General features: G+C 34.2%; 15 protein-coding genes and 1 pseudogene. 7 read left to right on the top strand and 9 right to left on the bottom strand.

The window, feature by feature from the left end; all coding sequences use genetic code 11:
* A partial coding sequence (locus CN288_RS23175; RefSeq protein ID WP_176527723.1) for a thiol-activated cytolysin family protein occupies nt 1-398 on the bottom strand: 398 nt, incomplete at its 3' end.
* A 504-nt stretch (nt 399-902) separates the two neighbouring features.
* Between CN288_RS23175 and CN288_RS23165 the strand changes: the two genes are divergently transcribed.
* Nucleotides 903-1,430, top strand: coding sequence for a DinB family protein (locus CN288_RS23165; protein WP_441296569.1), 528 nt, complete (start codon nt 903-905; stop codon nt 1,428-1,430).
* A 355-nt stretch (nt 1,431-1,785) separates the two neighbouring features.
* Here the strand turns inward: CN288_RS23165 and CN288_RS29855 are convergent, their stop codons facing one another.
* Nucleotides 1,786-1,920, bottom strand: coding sequence for a hypothetical protein (locus CN288_RS29855; RefSeq protein WP_255260047.1), 135 nt, complete (start codon nt 1,918-1,920; stop codon nt 1,786-1,788).
* A gap of 410 nt (nt 1,921-2,330) precedes the next feature.
* Between CN288_RS29855 and CN288_RS23160 the strand changes: the two are divergent.
* Nucleotides 2,331-2,763 (top strand): annotated as a pseudogene (locus CN288_RS23160) (STAS/SEC14 domain-containing protein).
* A gap of 92 nt (nt 2,764-2,855) precedes the next feature.
* On the opposite strand, the gene CN288_RS23155 reads toward CN288_RS23160, so the two are convergent.
* Nucleotides 2,856-3,293, bottom strand: a complete 438-nt coding sequence (locus CN288_RS23155; RefSeq protein WP_098303194.1) for an NUDIX domain-containing protein — start codon at nt 3,291-3,293, stop codon at nt 2,856-2,858.
* Nucleotides 3,294-3,521: 228 nt separating this feature from the next.
* On the opposite strand from CN288_RS23155, the gene CN288_RS23150 reads away from it, so the two are divergent.
* A complete protein-coding gene (locus CN288_RS23150; RefSeq protein ID WP_098303193.1) occupies nt 3,522-4,046 on the top strand; it encodes an adenylyl-sulfate kinase in 525 nt (174 codons plus the stop codon).
* 366 nt (nt 4,047-4,412) lie between these two features.
* On the opposite strand, the gene CN288_RS23145 is transcribed toward CN288_RS23150, so the two are convergent.
* Nucleotides 4,413-5,264, bottom strand: coding sequence for a hypothetical protein (locus CN288_RS23145; RefSeq protein WP_098303192.1), 852 nt, complete (start codon nt 5,262-5,264; stop codon nt 4,413-4,415).
* A gap of 708 nt (nt 5,265-5,972) precedes the next feature.
* A complete protein-coding gene (locus CN288_RS23140; RefSeq protein ID WP_098303191.1) occupies nt 5,973-6,923 on the bottom strand; it encodes a tyrosine-type recombinase/integrase in 951 nt (316 codons plus the stop codon).
* 1,609 nt (nt 6,924-8,532) lie between these two features.
* On the opposite strand from CN288_RS23140, the gene CN288_RS23135 reads away from it, so the two are divergent.
* The 3 genes from CN288_RS23135 to CN288_RS23125 are packed head-to-tail and all read left to right on the top strand — an operon-like array spanning nt 8,533 to nt 12,287.
* Nucleotides 8,533-10,080, top strand: coding sequence for a spore germination protein (locus CN288_RS23135; RefSeq protein WP_026590708.1), 1,548 nt, complete (start codon nt 8,533-8,535; stop codon nt 10,078-10,080).
* 4 nt (nt 10,081-10,084) lie between these two features.
* Nucleotides 10,085-11,173 carry a GerAB/ArcD/ProY family transporter gene (locus CN288_RS23130; RefSeq protein ID WP_098303190.1) on the top strand — a complete coding sequence of 363 codons (1,089 nt, stop codon included), beginning with the start codon at nt 10,085-10,087 and terminating at the stop codon, nt 11,171-11,173.
* A gap of 10 nt (nt 11,174-11,183) precedes the next feature.
* On the top strand, nt 11,184-12,287 hold the full coding sequence (locus CN288_RS23125; RefSeq protein WP_026590710.1) for a Ger(x)C family spore germination protein: 1,104 nt from the start codon (nt 11,184-11,186) through the stop codon (nt 12,285-12,287).
* 214 nt (nt 12,288-12,501) lie between these two features.
* Here CN288_RS23125 and CN288_RS23120 read toward each other — a convergent pair whose 3' ends face one another.
* On the bottom strand, nt 12,502-13,551 hold the full coding sequence (locus CN288_RS23120) for a M42 family metallopeptidase (protein WP_026590711.1): 1,050 nt from the start codon (nt 13,549-13,551) through the stop codon (nt 12,502-12,504).
* A gap of 159 nt (nt 13,552-13,710) precedes the next feature.
* On the opposite strand from CN288_RS23120, the gene CN288_RS23115 reads away from it, so the two are divergent.
* A complete protein-coding gene (locus tag CN288_RS23115) occupies nt 13,711-13,893 on the top strand; it encodes a hypothetical protein (RefSeq protein WP_026590712.1) in 183 nt (60 codons plus the stop codon).
* Nucleotides 13,894-14,041: 148 nt separating this feature from the next.
* Here the strand turns inward: CN288_RS23115 and CN288_RS23110 are convergent, their stop codons facing one another.
* From CN288_RS23110 to CN288_RS23100, 3 genes are all read right to left on the bottom strand, one after another.
* Entirely contained in the window at nt 14,042-14,368 is a 327-nt protein-coding gene (locus tag CN288_RS23110) for a nucleoside triphosphate pyrophosphohydrolase (RefSeq protein WP_026590713.1), read from the bottom strand.
* A 56-nt stretch (nt 14,369-14,424) separates the two neighbouring features.
* Nucleotides 14,425-14,748, bottom strand: coding sequence for a hypothetical protein (locus CN288_RS23105; protein WP_026590714.1), 324 nt, complete (start codon nt 14,746-14,748; stop codon nt 14,425-14,427).
* A gap of 61 nt (nt 14,749-14,809) precedes the next feature.
* On the bottom strand, nt 14,810-15,598 hold the full coding sequence (locus tag CN288_RS23100) for an enoyl-CoA hydratase (protein WP_026590715.1): 789 nt from the start codon (nt 15,596-15,598) through the stop codon (nt 14,810-14,812).
* Nucleotides 15,599-15,852: the final 254 nt, after the last annotated feature.

The raw sequence follows: 15,852 nt of genomic DNA, 5'->3' as shown, positions 1-15,852 counted from the left end.
AAACTAGGTTGATTATCTGCAAATGCTTTATTTGCAAGTTGTACTGCTCCCGGATAAGTACGATTAGCCACAGAATCAATAATTGAAATATCCACTGGTGAAGTTGTAAGTGATTTTTTCTCACGTTCAACTACTACAAATTTACCATTTGAATTTGTACTTTCTTTCGGAACAAAACTCTCTACTTTATCACCATTTACTGCTAAAACCTCTTGATTATTATACTTTAGATTTGCTATACCAGTATCAATGCCACTAGCATTTTTTGTTACATCAGCTGTACCTGTTTTTGTTTCCGCGAAGGAGATAGATGAATAATTAATAGTGCATAAACTAACTGCTAAACATGCTAGAAATTTTATTCCTTTATTTCTTTTTGTAATTTTCAAAAAAATCAACTTCTTCCTTTTTTTCTCGTATTAAGGTATGATCATTATTTATAAATAATTGCTAAATAGTAAACTTACATAAATGCTTTTAAAAGCTCTTGAACGAATGGAAGTACTCCACCTACAAATTTTAAAATTGGCATTACGATTGTCATGTTATTGCCTCCTCTTTTGTTGTTGCTAAGATGTGACTTATTCTTTATGATTTTATTATAGTAAGCGCTTACATTTATAGCAATATATTTTCATATGCAATATTGCATATCTGAGTAAGATCAACGAAATCTCACATTTTGAAGTGCCCCCAAAACGAGAAAATTGGCATCTCTAGGTGAAATGTACTTTAGTTCATCTCGATACCTTTATCTTGAGCTTTCGATAATATACTCGGAATAGCAATAGAGTTACTCCATGAAAGGGCCAGATTACGGAATACGGGAAGAATATTTTTATTTAAAAGAAGGAAACATCCCCTTTTAATAGAATGTAAACATTTTAATTAAGAGGAGGTTGATGTTGTTGGAGAGACGAGCTTTACTGGTATCTTCATTACCACAGTATGAAGAAGAGATTGGCAGATGGCTATGGTGTCTAGAGGATGTTCGACGTACTCTTATAACTGAATTAACTGGAATCAGCCAAAGCTTAATTGATCAAAAATTAGGCGAAAGACAATCAATTGGGACACTTTTGTATCACATTGCATTGATTGAGGCAGATTGGTTATATGTAGAAGTACTTGGAACCGATTGGGATCCTGAAATTAGCGCATTATTTCCTTTAGAACATCGAACTGACGGCAATTTAACTCACTTTGAGGGAGAAAGTATAGAGGAACATTTTTACCGCCTTAATAAGGTACGTGAAGTATTTCTTTCCCACTTTCGTTCAATGGACTTAACCGATTGGCGTAAACCGAGAGTACTTGAACATTATGACGTCACACCTGAGTGGGTTGTTTACCATTTGATTGAACACGAATCGCATCATAGAGGTCAAATTTTTCAAATTCTTCGGGAATTACGAAATGATAAGTGTTAAAGAGGAGGAACTATAATCCATCTTGAATTAACGGAATGGCTTTAGTTAGTTATTACATCAATAAATGATGTTTAAGAAACAATAGATAAATCAAGTGGTATAGTTATTTCATTATTTTATCACGTTATTTGCGGGCAGTAAGCCTCCCAACCTCAAAATTCGGCTAAGGCATTGTCCAGTTCCAGTGGTTAAAATGTTCGGTGGCTTCGCTTCTTCCCCCCTCACATTCTGGACGAGCCACTTCCACTTTTCTTTAAGAAGTTAGGTGGGAGATAAACTGCCCGTAAAAGCCCGATTGATGAGGGCTAATAATCAGTGGGGGATGAAGAAAATCCCCACTGATTACAGTTTCACTTTATTGCATCACCACAGAAACTGCTTTTTCACCATTTTCATGAAATCGTCTTACAAAATGAATTTTTCCTTGTTTGTCAGCAAAAGCGATATTGCCATTTTCCAGGATGCTTCGTTTGTTCCAAACCCTGTCCATGCCTCATTTGATGAGATTTGTGCGTACTACCCCATACCCATCAACTTAAGAAAAGTAAACACCCCCAAAACGAAAAAAACAGCCGACTTCTCAAAATAACTAACTATAGAGAAAGAAAATTTTCATTTTGGGGGTACTTCAAAATTTTAGCTTGATGGCCATGGGATACCGCCAGCATTTTGGAAAAAAACTACGCTAAGAGCATGCAAGATTTTATACAATTTTTCAGCTAATCTAGTAACAAGTGATAATCCTAAAACCCACGCTAGGATAAGAATGTATAAAAGAGTGAACAGAGTCATAGAAAAAGAAAAAGGCGGATCCACCTTGTCCTCGCTATCGATAATGAGGCGTTATGTTAAGTAGATATGTATATATTATTCATAAAAAATTAATCATTCCTTCTTTTAATTGATTTCATAAAGTTTTTTACACATAATTGTAACTAAGGGGGATGATTCTAAGTTGAGTAAACAGAATATTAGCACAACGGTTTCGGGGGATTTAATTGTTACCCATCTGATTGGCAAGATTAAAACAGATGATGTTAACGAATGGTTTAAAGGATTCGAGAAAGTTTGTCAGCAATTCATTTCCGAAGGTCGGAAATACAAATTGTTGGTAGATAGAAAAGGGTACACCCCAGATCATTTTTCAGTTCAAAAAGCATGGAAAGATAAGTTTTTCAATGAAAACATTTTGAATCATAGTAAAGCAATTGCGTTTCTCCTTGAGGAAGGAGAGATAATGAATTATTTACAACAGTCCAATACAAAAGAATCTGTAAATTTTTTCGATAATTATGAACAATCATTAATTTGGTTGAATGAATATCCAATATAAAACCTTTAGGACTAGCATTTAGCTAATCCTTTTTTTGTTGAAATCAAAACTACCGATAACGAAAATTATTGTTAATTTTTTTCTCTCTTTGTCTATACAGAAATGTGAGCAATACGGTCAGTCTTAGAAGTCATAATATCAAGTATACCTTCAGGGGATATTGGTTTCTGCTGTAATTGGTCAGTAGTGCGCCAAACTAGTTTTACCTCTTTTGGCAGTTCTTTATGTATAAAGATTTCTTTGTTTTCTGTCATATGAACAAAACTGCGGTGTATTAAAGTACAATGATGGTTTGTCTTCCCGTTGTATTCAAAAACCGTTTCATTAATACAAACAAGCTCACCTACATTTACTTGCAAATCATATTCCTCTAGCAGCTCCCTCACAATCGAATCAGAAGCTGACTCTCCAAATTCAATGCTTCCACCAGGCAGACGATAAAAACTCTCTTCTAGATCACATTGAACGAGAAATTTGGTTCTATCCGCATTTGAAATGATTCCTTCTGCCCTAAGCTTTGGTCTATCCATGTACATTCCCCCTTGCTTCTAATTGTAGCATTTGAAATAAGAAATTCAGCACGAATTTTATATTGTATATTACATTCGCTTTTTGTTAACATAACGCACCATTATTGGTAGAGAACTATTTAATACATAACGAAAAACAGCTGTTTACTTTAGATAGCTGTTCCTCACAAGAGAATAATGTTAATAATTATAAGAGAATAGAAAAATTTAAAAACGGGAGTTGAATAAATGGATGCTAAGGTAATTGCTATTAGTGGAGTAACTGCTGGAGGAAAGACTACATTGGTTAATCAGTTAGTAAAAGAATTTCCTAATGCATATGCTTTATACTTTGATAATTATGAAATAGAAAATGCACCAGATGTGAAAGGAATTTTAAACAGACCATCCGATTATTTTAATGCTTATCAATTAGATAGCATGATAAATGACTTAAAAAAAGCAAAAAATAAAAGTGATTATATTTTTTTAGATCATCCAATAGGTTATGAAAACAAACAAATAGGTATGCATATTGATAAGGTAATTTATATAAAAACCCCCTTAGATATAACCTTTGCAAGATATTTACTTAGAGACTTTTCTGATTCTTCCGCGAGTGAGATTTTAGAATGGGCAAAAATTTATTTGGGGGAAGCTAGACCAATGTTTATTACACATGAAGAAATAGTTAGTAAACATGCAGATTATATAATTGATGGCACACTTGGATTAGAAGAAAAAATAGCCAAAATTAAACAGCTATTAACTTAGAAACTACTTAATAAACAACTGTATACTACATACATGTCAAGTTAACATAACGTAATATTATCGGGATTTAATGTATTTAGAAGACTATTAAAAGTTCTCCAGATTGTTTAACCGGAGGACTTTTGTATTCACGTAATCTTTGTTATCCGTAGTTAGGTTTCTTTAGTTGAATGGGAATGTTTTGATCCAGTAGAAGAATGCAAAACCTCCAGCTACAAATAAAGCAGCTAAAATGAATGTTATTAGGGGTATTTTATTTTTCATACTTTTTCCTCCAATGATTTAATCTTAAGCTAATTTAGTTAATATAACATGCGTTAGCGGAAGTTAAGAATTCTTAGTTTCTTGCTCAATTAAAGCACTACATTAATCTAGAAATTCAAGTAATTTCAATTTTTCAATTATCATTGACTTATATTTGATAGCTTCATACTGTGAATTATCAATTTTTGTCTTTTTTATATTTAACATATCAAATATTTCTCTTTCAATATCTCTTCTTGCTTCTAAAACTTTAATTGTTCCGTCTAAACCGTGATAGCCTTTCATTTTCGCATACCCTTGATTTGTATAATACTCAATAAATCCAGCAGACCATTCTTTTGCTCTTTCATTAAATACCTTTCTGAATGAGAATTCCAAATCATCTTGTTCTATATAAAACAATACTGGATTTAATTTCTCTATGATTTTCGCTAATGAATTAATATAACTTATAACTTTCTCTTTTTTTTCACCATATTTGACCATTCCGATTGTTAATGGATTTTGTATGAAGCAACATTCAAAAATATAAGTTTTATTTTCGTTGTTGGCTATTTCAACAAAATCCCTCCATTTTTCAGTTATTAATTCAATATTCCTCTCTAGCGGTAATTCATATATATCATTTTTGAAAATGGTATTTAATAAACTTTCAGGAAAATTAGAGCTGTATTCATTTTTAATTTTTTTATATGGCAATAAATAATTGTTTCCTCGCTTCGTGACTCTATCACTAATTACTTCCCTAAAATTACCACTATTCACTAACAAACTTTCGAATTCACTTTTATCAAAACAAGATACCCCATCATAATCAGCAGGGTGGTCTGGATTCCCTTCAAGAAATAACTCAACGTCAATATTTTTTTCAATTAGAATATCGTAAAGCAAGTTTGCAGTGGTGGATTTCCCAAAGCCAGGAAGCCCTTCTACTATGATTAATTTTGTATTCAAAAAAATCTACACCCTTCTAAGACAAAATAAAAAGTTTCAAATTAAAAATAAATCGTCCACTGAACTCACCCTCACCTTTTTCTAAATTTTACCATCTGAATAATGCGGTAGTAAAGAAGTTTTTCTTGTATATCGTATACATAATCGGTTGACATAACGTCTCATTATCCGTAGCAAGGAAAAAGGCGGAACCTTACTCTCACAAGGGATCCTCCTTTTTTGTTCTATGGATTTATGCATTTTTTATACATTCCTATCCTGGCGTGGGTTTTAAGGTTCTCGTTTGTTACTGGATTAGCCGAAAAACTGTATAAAATCTTGCATGCTCTTAGCGTGGTTTTTTTCCGAAATGCTGGCGGTCCCCCTTCTTTTGAACTTGATGCAAATGTAAGGGCGCACTATAGTTAGTGTTTCATTTTCTTTGAATTATTTTGCATTCTCGGCACGATTGCTATGTAAAAATTGCACAAAAAACGAGCCAACTTTCTTAACTAAGAAAAATTGACTCGTTTCAATTTATTCACGTTCGTTTTTCAATTAACTAAATTTGAAAAATATCCGATTCCTTTATACCTAGAACCCGCATTTCATCTTTAAACGTTCTCTAGGATTCAACGTGAATGGATTTTGTACTTCTATCCCTTAATGTGTACACTCTCATGTACTGTAGCTTCTGTTTCTTAGTTCTTTCCACACGGTCTTCCCCCGTTATTTTTGATTGATGTAATCATAATATCTTTTTAACGAAAGTTTAGACTTAAAACCTACCTGTTTTATTATTTCGTATTCTGAAGTTTGATGCTCAATAAGTCTTAAGATGAAAGTGTTCCGTAAGTGTTGCGCTGAAATACCTTTACGTAAATTTGCTCGAGCAACTTCAAGTCGAATCATCTTTTGAACAGCAATTTCTGTTAAAGCTTTTGGTGCATCATTTTCATATACCCAACGAAATGTATTTCGAGTATAATCGAATGCCACAAATAGTGGATCAGTACTATGATATTTGGGACGAACAGGTTCAGGAATGATTTTATAATAGCTAAATAATCGCCTTTTATCATCTTCACTTAATACAATCGTTCTTTCTACCCCTGTTATTCCTGGAACTGTGAGAGTATTATTCTCAAAATGAACATGCTTCATTTGTAAACCCACAAGCTCTTGTAGTGATAGTCCATAGTTCAGAAGGAAATGTACGATAGAAATGTTTCGATCCTGAAGTATAGGACGAACGGCACTTTGTCTCTCTGTTAATCCGTCCAATGAGGTTAAAATATACTGTAACGTTTTTTCTTCCTCTTTTGAGATAAAGTCCTCATCACGTAACGCACGATTTGGTTGAATATTCAATTGCATCTCTTCTAAAGGACTTGGCAGTTGTAAATACTGATACAGTCTATTTAAGACAACATAGACACGATGCATTGTTTTATCAGAGTACTGTCGTTGCTGTTTTAAATCATAGAAATACGCTTCATAATCCTTTGTACCAAGCGTCGTCCATATATTACATGTAGGGAGTTTTTTAGAGTTTTGCAACCAATGACCAAAATCTTCAATATCATAAACATATCGTTTTATTGTAGAAGGCTTGCGGCCTTTATTTAATAAGAAAGAAGAAAAATGTTGTACCGTATCTTGAAATTCTTTTGTTGGCATAAGCTTATCATCCTAATTTTTCTTTTAGTATATCAAATTTTACACATATTCCACTTACCCATTCATCCCCAAAGAAAATATATAAATAAAAAAGATAAGACCAGAAACTCGGTCTTATCTTTGGCATAAGGAGAAAAAACAGGGTGATAACCATTACTTTTTTATCATATTACATTGACTGTTAATTTTGAATATTATAGATAAAAATAGTGATAATACCCATATTGAGAAATTTATTAATTTGTTTGTACAGTATCAAAAGGTACATCTTTTGGTAAGGTGGTTTTTGAGTAGAAAACATGGTGCCAAAATGTATGAAAATAATTTTAGGTTTATACCGAAATCAAAACACACCTTTAGGTACACATTAGCTATAAGAATTTAATGATCAATTTTACAAACTATAAAAAGTCATGAACTTAGTTTTACTTTCTATTATATACAAGTTGTTAGGGGCGATATCATAGGCTAAAGATTGTTCCAAATATTCACTTAGAAATTTCTGATAAGTTTAAAAATATAACAACAAAACGTTTAAAATATGATAAAATACAATTACATTTGAAAAAGAGCAGTGGGTTCAAGTTGTTATTTACATGAATTCCAAAGAAAAAAGCCAAATCTATCTAGAATTTGGCTTTTTTCTTTTTATGCATTTGTAGCTAAAAATAGCATGGTCTATAAATCCTTGTTAGGGGCAAGAATTTAAAGAAGAGTTTAGCTTAATTATGATTTTACATAAATTGCATATTATAGTAAATTGATATTATTTGTACTAAATATTGTAAATGTTCAGATATTTAGTCCTTATATTATTTATGAGCAAAGTTATAATTAGTGAGTTTTAAAAATGATACAAAATGTTAAAATAATAAAACCCAGTGATATCAGTACGTGTGCATGATATCACTGGGTTTATATTTGGATATTTAACGGTGTGTTTTACAAATTATAAAAAGATGTAAACTTTGTTTTACTTTGTACTTACGGACCGTCTAAAAATTGAATAAAAAAGATGGGGTCCAAAGAGTTGTTAAACTAACGGGTGCTTTATGAAGAAGATGTCATTTAAATTCATAAGAAAAGGAGCTTGATTATACAAGCTCCTTTTTATTGTGCTATTTTCACTGTTTTTTGGTGTTTTGTACTCCAAAACCAAACCCATTAGAAAATAGTTAGGGATATTTCCGTTAAAATGTGGGTGGCACGCCATCGCCATCAAGCTAAGAAAAGCAAATACCCAGAACGAGAAAAGTGACTATAGCATTTTCATGATGTATGAAACAATGAAAGCTACTTTCTATCGGTTTTTATGAAGCTGATAGAGAGTAGCTTTTCTATTTGTGTTATTGAAGAAAAAGACGAACAGGCATATTTAAACTCAAAAATGCTACACACGTCATGTGAGGAACAGGTGGCGGTATGATTCCTAAAAAATTATAGAAGATTATTATAAAAAAGGATGATAAGCATAGGATCGGTATATTTGTTTATCCCGCATTAACGGGCAGTAATAATTCTGGCGTCCCCTCTCTAGTTATTAGGATATTTTTTCTTAATATATACATACTAAACATACTATAGAAGGCACATAGAAAGTGAGGGAGTCATGGCTAAATTTCTGAAGCGGTTAAAATATAGAGGCAATCCTAAGTCATTTTCCATACGAGACAATACTCATTTTCGGGAAAAAGATATTGAGGACTCCCTCTTAGACGCTGATTTATCGAAAAACATAGCTGATATTCAAAATGTATTTCGTCAAGCACCTGATTTAGTGATTCGTCGATTTCAAATGAAAGCAGATGGATTAGAAGCAGCTTTAGTGCATTTGTCTGGATTAACAGATAAACAATTGATTCAAAATCACGTTCTAAATCCTTTGATGAATAGTGTTTTTGATACGAATACGGAACTTCCGATTCCATTAGGGCATATCAAAATTATTAATACGTGGAGTCAGATTGAAAATGCTATTTTTGGAGGAGATAGTGTTTTATTAATCCATGGCCGAACAACAGCGCATCAATTGGATACGAAAGGATGGCCACAAAGAAATATTGAAGATGCTCATAACGAAATAGCCCTAAAAGGTGCGCATCAAGCATTTGTAGAAACTGGAAGCCAAAATATCGCAATGATTCGAAGATATATTCCTGATCGCGAATTAATGATAAAAGAAATAATAATTGGTATACGAAGCAAAACGAGGATTTCTATTTTATATTTGAAAGATGTAGCTTCTGACGATGTGCTAAAGGAATTAGAAACACGGATTCAAGATATTACGGTCGACGCTGTTGAGAATACTGGTGAACTTATCGAATTTATTGAAGATAACCCGTACTCACCGTTTCCGCAATTTATATTAACTGAAAGACCCGATGTGGCTGTATCTCATATTCTTCAAGGTAGACTTGTGGTTGTTGTGGATCATTCCCCAAGTGTATTAATTGCTCCGACAAATTTTATATCTTTTTTTCAAGGAATTGATGATTACGGGACACGTTGGTTAGTTGCCTCGTCTATTCGTATACTTCGTTTCTTAGCTTTTATGATTGCTCTATTTTTACCTGCGAGTTATGTTGCGTTTATTTCCTTTAATTTTGAAGTCATTCCTGTAGAACTTTTTTTGTCTATTGCAGAATCAAGAACGCGCGTACCATTTTCTCCGGTTATGGAAGCGCTGCTTATGGAAATGACATTGGAAATGATGAGGGAAGGGGCTTTGCGCCTGCCTACTCCGATCGGCCAGACGGTTGGAATTGTAGGTGGAATTATTATTGGACAAGCGGCTGTTCAGGCGGGGATTGTAAGCAACATTATGATTATTGTTGTTGCTGTTACAGCCATCGCTTCTTTTATTATCCCTAATTACGACATGGGAGCGGCAGTCAGACTTTTACGCTTTCCGATGATGCTATCAGCTGCCTTATTTGGAATTGTAGGACTTGTCATTGGGTGGATGACATTAATTGCGCATCTTATCAGTCTTGAATCGCTAGGAACTCCTTATGGAACTCCGTTAGCACCGTTTCGCTTTGCAGATATGAAGGATGCTTTTGTACGCTTTCCTCTATGGGCAATGAGAAATCGTCCTAAGGGTACGGGAGCCACTCAATCTATTCGACAAGGAAAAAACCATAATAAAAGGTGAAACTATGAAAAAGTATACCTATAATGACATCACCCTTATGCAGTATATTTTTTTAATCAATGGAATGCAGGTGGCCACTGGAGTGTTATCTCTCCCACGAGTGCTTGCAGAAAAAGCTGGAACAGATGGATGGATAGCTATACTAATCGGTTGGGTATTCTCCACAATATCAGGTATTTTTATAGTGAAAACAGCTGCAAGGTATCCCGAGGACACGCTTTACGACATTCTTATACGATTATTTGGAAAAATAGTAGGGAAAGCGCTCGTTGTTATTTACATGATATATTTTGCCTTTTATTCCGGTATCATTCTTGTGAACGCTATGCTTTATCTTAAGGGATGGCTTCTTCCGAAAACGCCTGACTATATCATTATCTTTTTGTTTTCGATTCCTACCTTTCTTGTTGTACGCAACGGCCCTCGTATTATAGGACGGTACTCCGAACTTATTTTTTATATGATGCTTTGGATTCCGCTGTTTTTTTTGATACCGCTAAAAGAGAACGGGAGCTGGCTGCCCTTCTTTCCACTCTTAAAAGAAGGGTGGAAACCTGTATTAACGGCTGTACCGACCACTATTTTTGCTTATTTAGGGTTTGATATTGCTTTCTTTTTATATCCCTTTTTACAAAAAAAACAGTATGCAGTCCATGGAATCGTTATCGCAAACACTTTAACGATGTTATTTTATTTATTTGTTACTATTGTTTGCTTTGCCTATTTTAGCCCTGATAGCATTACACAATTTAACCAGCCAGTACTAAATTTACTTAAAGTAATTGAATTTCGTTTTTTAGAACGTTTTGACATGATTTTATTAGCTGTTTACTTAACCGTTGTTTCCACAGCCTGGATTCCTTGCATATACTGCGCTGTATTTTGTTCGAGCCAATTACTTGGGAAACAAGAGCACAGCTCTCATGTCGTTGTTCTATTATTGCTCATTATCGGCTTCGTATTTTGGACTCATCCTAGTTGGAATCAAGCCGAAACTTGGCAACAGGTAGTATCGAATACTGGATTTGGATTGACGTATATATCACCTATCATTTTATGGATGTATAGCTGGGTATATGAGAAGTCTCGCTAGGGGGGATACATTGAAAAGAAAAGTACTATGCTGTATTTTGTTATCGGTGTTCATGATGACTGGATGCTTTGATCAAACAAATGTTGAAGATGTTTCCCTTACCCTTCTCCTTGGTATCGATTTAGATCGTAATAATAATTTATTGGTGTACATGTCAAGTCCTGTTTTTCATAAAGAAGCAAAGGTAAAAGAAGAAACTACTGGTGTGAAATCTGTTACAATTCGAAATGCTAGAGCGCAATTTGACGCCACGGTTATGGCGCTAACCTCGGGAAGTAAAACACAGGTTATTTTAGTTGGAAAGCGGCTAATGAAACGAAAAAACTGGGAAAATTATCTCGACCCATTTTACCGAGACCCTAAAAATTCAGTTACTACAAGGGTTGTTGCTGTAGATGGACCCGTTTCGGACCTCATCTTTTATCACCCAAAAGATAAGCCGCGTCTTCCTTTATATTTAACACAACTAGTTGATACTGCCTATTTAAGAAATATCACAGTAAAAACAACGCTTCAAAAATTACATGAACAAATAGCAGACAAAGGGATAACAGCAAGTATTACTGAGATGAAAAAAAAGAATAGAATATGGGTGACAGGTACAGCTTTGTTGGATGAAAAAGGAAGGTATAAATTAACGCTAAAATCCGATGAAAACAAAATATTACGCATTTTGCAACAAGAAACGAAAGGTGAGTTTCCATTTACAATTCCAATTAAACTAAAGTCGGATAACCAGGATAAAGATTGGATAAGCTTTAGTGCCCAAAATATTAAAGTAAAGACAAAGGTAAGGTATGATAATCATTTTATATTTAATATAGATGTAAAAATGAGAATCGGTATTACAGAACGACTTTTTTCGTTCAATACAAGAAAGGACGCAGCAAAATTAAAAAAGGCGATTGAAACTAAGCTGGAAGCTGATTTCAAACAATTAATAAAGAAGGTACAAGCTGCCAAAATCGATCCGATTGGGCTTGGGGTATATGCAAGAACTTACACATATCCAGAATGGAAAAAAGTCCAAAATAAATGGAATAATGAATTAGCAAAGGCCGATGTAAACGTCAAGGTAAATGTAGAAATTGGTGGGATGGGAACGATTAAGTAACATGAGTTCACCTGAGATTCATCCCAAAATTACAAGCCGCTTCAATTTTAAGAAGGTAAATTTCTTTAATAGCTGTGCAACTCCACATGTAGTATGTAAGGAGATTGCCTCATAGGTTATTTACAAATTGTAGATAAGAAATATTTAACGCTTATTCCAACAACATTCACCATATAAAAAGAGGTTACCCTGGTACCAAGGTAACCTCTTTTTATTATTCCCCAATCAACTCCGACATGACATAAGCAAACACAAGCGCCTCCGTATGTGCGATTGAACTCTCATGCGTACGCTCAAATGCATGAGAAGAATCAATTCCTGCTCCAATTAGCGCGTGTTTCACATCAAAACCTGCACGGATTGCCGCGGATGCATCTGATCCGTAATATGGATAAATATCTACCTTATATTCGATGTTGTTTGCTTTTGCAAGTTCCACTAAATGTTTACGTAAACCGTAATGGTATGGACCACTAGAATCTTTTGCACAGATGGATACTGTATATTCATCTGATGCCTGCCCGTCTCCAAGCGCTCCCATATCAACCGCTAAATATTCAACTGTTTCTTCTGGAATGTTAGAGTTACCGCCATAACCAATTTCTTCATTATTAGAGATTAAGAAATGTGTTGTATATGGCAATGTAATATTTTCATCTTGTAATCTTTTCATTAATTTTAGTAGGATTGCAACACTTACTTTATCGTCTAGATGACGTGATTTTATGTAGCCGCTCTCTGTAATTTGAACGCGTGGGTCAAACGAGACGAAGTCCCCAACCTCGATTCCTAGTTCACGAACTTCCTCCTCTGAAGATACGCGCTCATCAATGCGGACTTCAATATTTTTTTCATCGCGTTTTGCTTCACCTGCATCTTTATAGACATGCACAGATGTTTGGTGCATCAAAATTGTACCAGTATATGTTTTTCCGCTCGCTGTTTCAATTTCACAATATTCTCCTTCAACAGAGTTCCAGCGAAATCCTCCGATCATCGATAAGCTAAGACGACCATCAGATTTAATTTCTTTTACCATTGCACCTAATGTATCAACGTGAGCAGTTAGTAAGCGGTGTTGCTCATCGTTATTTCCTTTTACCGTCAAAATAAGTGCACCTTTATTATTACGCTTCGTTTCTACATTCCATTCTTTGACGTAGTTTTCAATAAAGTTAATGATTTTTCCTGTGTTTCCAGATGGACTTGGAATAGAAACAAGTTGTTTAATTAATTCCATCGTTTCTCTTGCGTGATGTGCCAATGTAGTTCCCCCTCGCTTTTTTTCTAATATTCAGTATACCGAAATTATTGTCAAATCTCTACTTATAATGATGGAGATTTCTGTATATCCCATTTTCTAAATTACATAATTATGGTAAAACATTCTTTCATACCATATAATTAAAGGGGATTCATTGGAATGAAATTAACGAAAAAACATGTAGAAATTGCATTAATCTGGTTTTTATCATCTTTGCTTTGTTTACAGGTTTCTTATACTCTGCATACATCTACTGCGATTACAATTGGATGGGGACTAACAGGAATACTTTTTATCATTAGCCTTTTTGTAACGAAAACAAAACTAGCAAAAGCAAAATAACAAAAAGCTCAACCTTTCTAGAAAAGGATGAGCTTTTCATCTATATATAGCTATTAATTATCTTAACTACTTATCCTTATTTTCTACTAGCTTGCTGAAGAAATCATGTGAAGGTCAATTTTAGTATGTTGTATAACTCTCTACCAAACTACTCCTCCAAAACATCCAGCAAATAAATTCCTCTCTCAAATCCACCGAGTTCTTCTTCTTTCTGCTTACGAATACGTTCAATATCTTCAAATGTCGCTCCTTCTGCACGCGCGAGTGAGAGGATGACTTCTAATGCGTCCGCAAGTGAATCTAATGCATGTTCACGCTCTTTCATTGAAGCAAATTCACGAATTTCTTCCGTTCCAATTTTCGCTAATGCTTCTATGTATGCTTGCCCTGTTAATTTTTTTGAAGTATATGTTTTTCCAGACATTAAAATCTTTTCTGGAACGAAATCTCTAACTAATTTATTATAAGTTGACATAGTTCTACCCCCACCAAAATATCATACTTATACTATAGCATATCTTCTTTCCATATTTAGTAGCATCCTAACTCTGCTTGGTAGAAAAACCATTTCTTTTTCACACACGCACTAATCATATCAATCCCTGTTCCATGAGCTTGTACATGCGGAAAGAAGTAATGGTCCGGTTCGTTATTTTCTGTCCCATACAATGTTTGATAAGCTGTAGGAAGTGCCTCTTTTTCTATATTTCTTTCCTTCGTAATTTCTCCTCCTATAGCAACCTTTGGATGCCCTTCAAAAAATAACGCCGTACGAACAGCAAGCGTTGGTGTGCTATGTAGAGCAAAATAGATTAGTATAAATAAACCGATAATATATATAACTTTTCTTTTCATTTTTTCCCTCGTTATTTAAAAAAGTGCTAACACTTAGGATTGTGTTAACACTTTCTCTTTTTTATTCCCCTTTAAACGCAGGCAGACGCTTTTCTAAAAATGCAGCAATTCCCTCTCTATGATCAGCCGTTTTTCTCATTGCATATTGTCCACGTTTTTCAAGCTGAAGCGTTTGTTCTAAGCTTGAACGATTCACTTCGCATAGAATTTGTTTCGTTTGAATCATGGATTTAATTGGTTTTTGAAGCCACTCATTGATCTTTTGTTTTACAGCATCTTGGAAGTTTTCTCCGATAACTTCGTCAATTAATCCACACTCTAACGCTTCTGTTGCTGATAACTTTTTACCCTCCCAAATGATTTGTTTTGCCATGTTTTCACCGAGGCGTTTTTGTAAGAAGAAATGCCCCCCGCCATCTGGTATTAAAGCGATTCCAATAAAATTCATCGCAATGATAGATGAAATGTCTGCTACTACATAATCTGCTGTTAAAGCAATACTCAATCCAAGCCCTGCAGTTGGGCCATGAATTGCGCTGATCACAAGTTTTGGCATTGTATATAACGTTACGACAATTTCTGAAATAGTGTTCATAATACTTTCAAAATGACTTTCATCATTACTAGAAAGCATAGATTTAATATCTCCACCCGCAGAAAAACCACGTCCATTGCCGCATAGTACGACAATATGAACGTTACTTTCAGCTACTTCTTTCAATTTTGCTAATAATTCTTTGAGCGTAGGTTCATCTAACGCATTTAATACCTCTGGACGATTCATCATAATCGTTGCTACTCGTCCTTCATATTTCACAACTACAGACTCTGCTTTACTTTTTACTTCCATTATATATCCCTCTTTCCTACTTAAAAGATTATATTTATATAATTAAAGAAAAGGGGTGTAAAACCCTTCTTTTTTCGTAATTTTCTGTCTAATATTCTCGAAAATTTACGAATTCCCTATTATTAATGAAAGAAAACAATCTCTTTTTCTAAAATATACTACTGAGTTCCAACAATTTTAGCGATATATTGTTGATTTGAAAGCAGGTTAAGAAATCAAAAAATAGCATCCAATCTGAAGTGAACCCTGAAAAT

Origin of the sequence: Bacillus sp. AFS023182, assembly GCF_002560575.1 — a bacterium.
In the GTDB taxonomy this organism is placed as follows: Bacteria; Bacillota; Bacilli; order Bacillales; family Bacillaceae_G; genus Bacillus_A; species Bacillus_A arachidis.
This window is presented reverse-complemented; position numbering and strand designations above follow the sequence as displayed.